Origin of the sequence: Kordia aestuariivivens (assembly GCF_014397005.1) — a bacterium.
Classification (GTDB): domain Bacteria; phylum Bacteroidota; class Bacteroidia; order Flavobacteriales; family Flavobacteriaceae; genus Kordia; species Kordia aestuariivivens.
On sequence record NZ_JACGWS010000009.1, the window covers coordinates 233,361 to 239,415 of the forward strand.

1 protein-coding gene is annotated in these 6,055 nt (G+C 38.9%); it reads left to right on the forward strand.

Annotated features, from left to right (window positions below):
- The coding region (locus tag H2O64_RS15600; RefSeq protein ID WP_215907179.1) for a PKD domain-containing protein at window positions 1–6,055 on the forward strand (6,055 nt) is incomplete at its 3' end.

The window sequence follows — 6,055 nt, forward strand, 5'->3', positions numbered from 1 at the left end:
ATGAAAAAAATAGTTCTCTTACTTCTGATAGCTCCACTATTTTGCTTTGCGCAAAATGTAATTATCGAAAACGGTACCTTCAATATATGCCAAGGTACTTTCTTAGATACTGGCGGTGGCGGCGCAGGGCAGTACTCAAACAACGAAAGTTTTACCATGACGATATGTCCTGATAATGCAGGAGATAAAGTTCAATTAATATTCACATCATTTGGGTTGCAAGACATGAGTGACTTTATGAATATCTATGACGGTGATGATAACACAGCACCACAATTTGGAGCATTTACAGGAACGACAACTCCAGGAACTGTAATTGCTACAAACACAAACACTACAGGCTGTATTACCATTGAATTTATATCTGATGCGGCTGGTGTTAATATTGGTTGGGCTGCAGATATTTCATGCGTAACGCCTTGTCAAACCATTAACTCTCAATTAGATTCTTCGTTGCCTGCAGCGGATGCAAATGGATTTATAGAAATTTGTCAGGGAGATGATGTAACTTTTAATGGAAGCGGAACCTTTACTTCTGATGGTACAGGGGCAGAATACCAATGGGATTTTGGCGATGGTAGTTCTGAAATAGGTCAAGTAGTAACACATAACTTTCCAAATCCAGGTGCATACATTGTAAATTTAACCATCACTGATACAAATAACTGTACAAATAACAATCTTATCAATCAAGTAGTACGAGTTTCTACAACGCCTAGCTTTGCAGGAACTGTGCCTACGGATGATTTTCTTTGTTTTGGTGATAGTACCACTATTCCAGGTATTGTAACACCAACACCCTATATAGTAGAATGTACACCACCTGTAAGTGGGCAAACATTTTTACCAGATGGAAATGGAGTTTCGTATGAAACATCAATTCCTGTAGACTGTTTTGATCCTGCACAAGTACTAACATCAGGATCAGAAATATTTAGAATATGTTTAAATATTGAGCATTCTTACTCAGGAGATTTAGATATCATTATTATAAGTCCAAATGGTCAACAGGCTGACTTATTTTTACAATCTGGTGGCGGAACTTATTTTGGTGGTGCTAATGATGATAACTCAAATGCTCCCGGAGTCGGTGCAGATTACTGTTTTTCATTATTAGGGACACAAGTACTTGCTGCCGGTGCACCAACAATTACTGCAGGATCTAATCCTCCAAACAATTCTTGGCAACCAGGGACATATTTGCCAATAGATACAAATGGATTTGACGATCTTATTGGAAGCCCATTAAACGGAAATTGGACGATACGAGTTACCGATAATATCGGAATAGATAACGGATATATATTTAGTTGGAATTTAGACTTTGATCCTGCTATTTTACCTGCAGACGAATCATTTACACCTGTAATCGTTTCACAAGGATGGTTGCCAGATGCGTCTATCACAAATAATGTTAGTGATGTAATAACGGTATTGCCAACAACACCAGGGCAACACTGTTATACGTATGAAGTTACGGATGATTTAGGATGTACATATTCAGAAACAGTTTGTATAGATGTAACACCAGAAATGAACAATGGAGCACCTTCAAACTTATCTGTATGTTCTAACAACACAACTGAAGTATTTGACTTAACCGTAAATACAGCCTTAATATTAGCACCAATTCCAGATACTACAGATATGGTGGTTACCTATCACTTATCGCAAGCAGATGCAGATGCTGGTACGGGAGCTTTAACGCTAGCACAAGCACAGGCGTATACAGGAACTGACGGAGAAGCAATTTTTATAAGATTATCATACATAGGAACAACTGCAATTGATTGTTTTGAAACAGAAACGTTCACGTTAAACATAGGAAATACAACAGCAAACGTAGTACCAGATATCGTATTATGTGATATTGGTAATGATGGTCAAGAAGAGTTTAACTTCTGTTCGCAATCTCTATTAGCATTAGGAACACAAGATCCTGCTAATTACACAGTAACATTTCATGATACACAAGCTGACGCTGATGCAAACGTAAGTCCAATTGCATGTATCTATACAAACACAACAGCCCCAGTAGACGATATTTATATAAGAGTTACAGATAACAACAGTGCAACCTGTTTTGCAGTAACATCGTTTGACTTAATTCTAAACGCAGAACCTGCATTGACAGCGGCTCCAGATATGGTTGTCTGTGATGATGTTTCTAATGATGGAACTGAATTCTTTAATCTAGACTCACAAATTCCACTCATCTTAGGAACGCAAGATCCTATGAACTTTACAATAAGTTACCATGGAAGTACTGCGGATGCAGCAGGAAATATAAATCCGTTACCAGCAACATACCCGAACATCACTCCTTCGGACTTAATTGTTGTAAGAGTACAAAGTAATATAACAAGCTGTGTCTCTACAACACAATTCAATGTAGTTGTAGATGCATTACCAATAGCAAATGTAGTAGCAGGTATTACTGTCTGTGATGATGTTTCAAATGATGGAACGGAAGTATTTAACTTCCCAGCTTTAGGTGTAAATGCAGCGATACTTGGAACGCAAGATCCAGCATTATTTACAATTACATATCATAGTTCATCAATGGACGCTCTATCAGGAGCAAATCCTTTAGTGGTTCCGTATTCAAATACGGCTCAATGTGAAACAATTCATGTTCGTATTGCAAATATGAACAATGCATTGTGTTTTGATACAACAAGCTTTCAAATATGTGTAAACTATCAACCAACAGCTGCACAACCAGCGGATATGATTGTCTGTGATGATGCTTCTAATGATGGAACTGAAACATTTGATTTCACAACACAAATTCCAACAATCACAGGAACACAAGATCCTTTACTAATAGATATAAATTTCCATGCTTCACAAGCTGATGCAGATGCAAACATAAATCCGCTACCAACAACTTATGTAGGAAGTGACGGAGAAATAATCTTTGTAAGTGTTACAAGTACTGATGTAACAAATATATGTGCTACAACGACAAGTTTTACATTAGCTGTAAATCCATTGCCAGTTCCAGTCATTCCAACAACATTAGAAGTATGTGATGATGATACTGATGGTTTTATACCTTTCACTTTGACAACTGCTGATGCAGAAATCTTAGCGGGACAAACGTCTACGGATGCGATGTCTATTACGTATTATGAAACACCACTTGAAGCACAAACAGGAGTTGGAACACCACTTATTTCTGATTATACCAATACAACAGCGAATATGCAAACAGTACACATTCGTATTGTAAACACGGTTACTGGTTGTGTAAATGTTTCAACGTTAGATTTACAAGTAAATCCAGCTATTACAGCGACGACACCTTCAAACTTTACTGTTTGTGATGATACCAATGGAGATGATAATGATGACCTTGGGACATTTGATTTGACAACACTAGATGCAGAAATTTTAGGCACTTTGGCAGGAACTGCTACAGTTACGTATTATGACAATTCTGGTACAGAAATCATAGGCTTATACACGACTACGTCTGGTCCTGTATCAACTGTCGATGCACGCGTTACTGATAATATCACAGGCTGTTTTGATATTGTTACAGTAACACTTATAGTAGATCCGCTTCCAAACTTAGATAACATACCACCAATGATTGCGTGTGATTTTAACAATCCGGGCGATCTGATGGAAATGTTTGATTTAACTACCCATACCACTACGGTGGAAAATGGGCAAGTAGGACTTACCATTACGTACCACCTTACGCCGGCTGATGCAGGTACTGGTGCTGGCGCTATTACCAGTCTTACTGGAACAGATGGAGATACTATCCATGTGAGGGCAATCAATCTATTGGGATGTATTCAGACTGGAACTTTTCAATTAGAAGTTCCACAATTACCAGTAATCGCAACTCCTTCTACACTTGAAGCATGTGATGATGAAACGGCAGATGGAATTGCACCAACCGATTTAACGGTTACAAATGATGAAATTACCTTGTCTAATCCAGACTTGAATGTTTCCTATCATTTAACATTTGCAGATGCAGATAGCGATATGAGCGCACTTATCATGCCTTATGTAAACACAGCAACACCAACGACTTATATGGTATTTGTTCGTGTAGAAGATATCAATACAGGATGTCATGTAGTTACACAACTTACGGTAAACATCAACGATACACCAGGCGTTTTCCCAGCAACACCCTTAGAATACTGTGATACAGACAACGACGGATTCGGAATCTTTAACATTCGTAGCACAGAAAATCAAATTACTGGCGGTTTAATTCCTGGACAAGTTACGGTGACCTATCACGAAACTCCAGAAGATGCAGACAATGATGTGAATCCACTTGCAGATACCTATACCAATATCAATGCATACAATCAAACGATTTATGTGCGTGTAGAAAATGTCCTTACGGGATGTTTCAATGTAGTAGCTTTAGAATTAATTGTATTTGATTCCCCAGAAATTGCTGCACTTGATGCGGTAAGTTTGGCTGAATGTGATGATATCACTGCAGATGGGATTGCACAATTCGATCTCACGCAAAGTGAAGTAGAGATTCTAAACGGCGAAGATCCAACCACACATACGGTTCGATACTATAATACACAAGTAAATGCAATTGCTGGTTTAGCGGCGGGAGAAATCAACAATATAAACGCATACAGCAACATTCCACCAAGTCCACAAATCATTTGGGTACGTGTGGAAGATCTGGCAACAGGCTGTTTTAGCATCACGAATCTAACGCTAATTGTCAACGAACTTCCTGTACTGACACAATTGCCAGGACTCGACACGTGTGATGCAGTAACACTCAACGACGGAATCGAAGTATTTAATCTCACAAGCCTTGCTGAACAACTACTTAATAATGTTCCGGGGATTAGCTTACAATACTATGCAAACGCTGCTGATCTGGCAAGTGATACGCCAATTGGTGATCCAACAATGTACAGCAATGTAGAAATTGGAGTACAAACTATCTTTGTTAAAGCGACTAATGATACCACAGGCTGTGAAAACACGATCACTTTTGATATCAGAGTAAATCCATTGCCAAGTCCAACACTGAATCCAAGCGGAATGCTAGACGCAGAAGTATGTGATGATGACAATGATGGCTTTACAAGTTTCAACCTAAATGATCTGATCAATGATATCATCAACAATGAACCCGATGTAATCTATAGTTTCCATGAAACACAGGCAGATGCAACCAATAACTTAAACCCACTTGCAAGTCCATACAATAACATTATGATGGACACACAAACCATCTATGTACTAGCGACCAATACCGTTACAGGATGTTTCACCGTAACTCCATTACAACTAAATGTGATTCCAATTCCAGTATTGCCACTAAACATCACAGACTTAGAAGAATGTGATGAAGCAGCGAACTTAGACGGCTTTACGATGTTTGATTTGACTCAGACGCAAATGGAAATCTACGGTACACAAACACCAAGTGATTACACGCTTACCTATCACGAAACAGAACAAGATGCCATTGATGATCTATCACCAATAGTAAACCTTACCGATTATATCAATATCACCATCAATCAGCAAACGATTTGGGTACGTTTAGAAGACAATACCACAGCTTGTTATGCCATTGGAAGCTTTGATATCATCGTAGTGGGGCCGCCAGTGCTGGTACAACCGACTCCATTTGCGCTTTGTGATGACCTAGAGAGTGGTGATGAAAGTGATGAGATCTCTACATTTGATCTTACCGATAAATACATAGAGATCACTGGAGGAAATACCAGTTTAACACTCACTTATTACGCAAGTCTAGCAGACTTAAACAGTAATACGCCAATTGCAGACCCAACAGCGTATCAAAACACAAGCAATCCACAAGTGTTGTATATCCGCGCAGCCAATGCCGCAGGATGTACCACTGATATTACCATGACACTCCGTGTGCTTCCAATCCCAACACCAAACACCACGCCAACAATATTAGAGGCCTGTGATGATGATAGTGATGGAGATGCAACCAATGGAATGCTCATCTTTGATCTGACACAATCAGAAGCAGAGATTGTAGACAATGAAAGTAATGTGACCGTTAGTT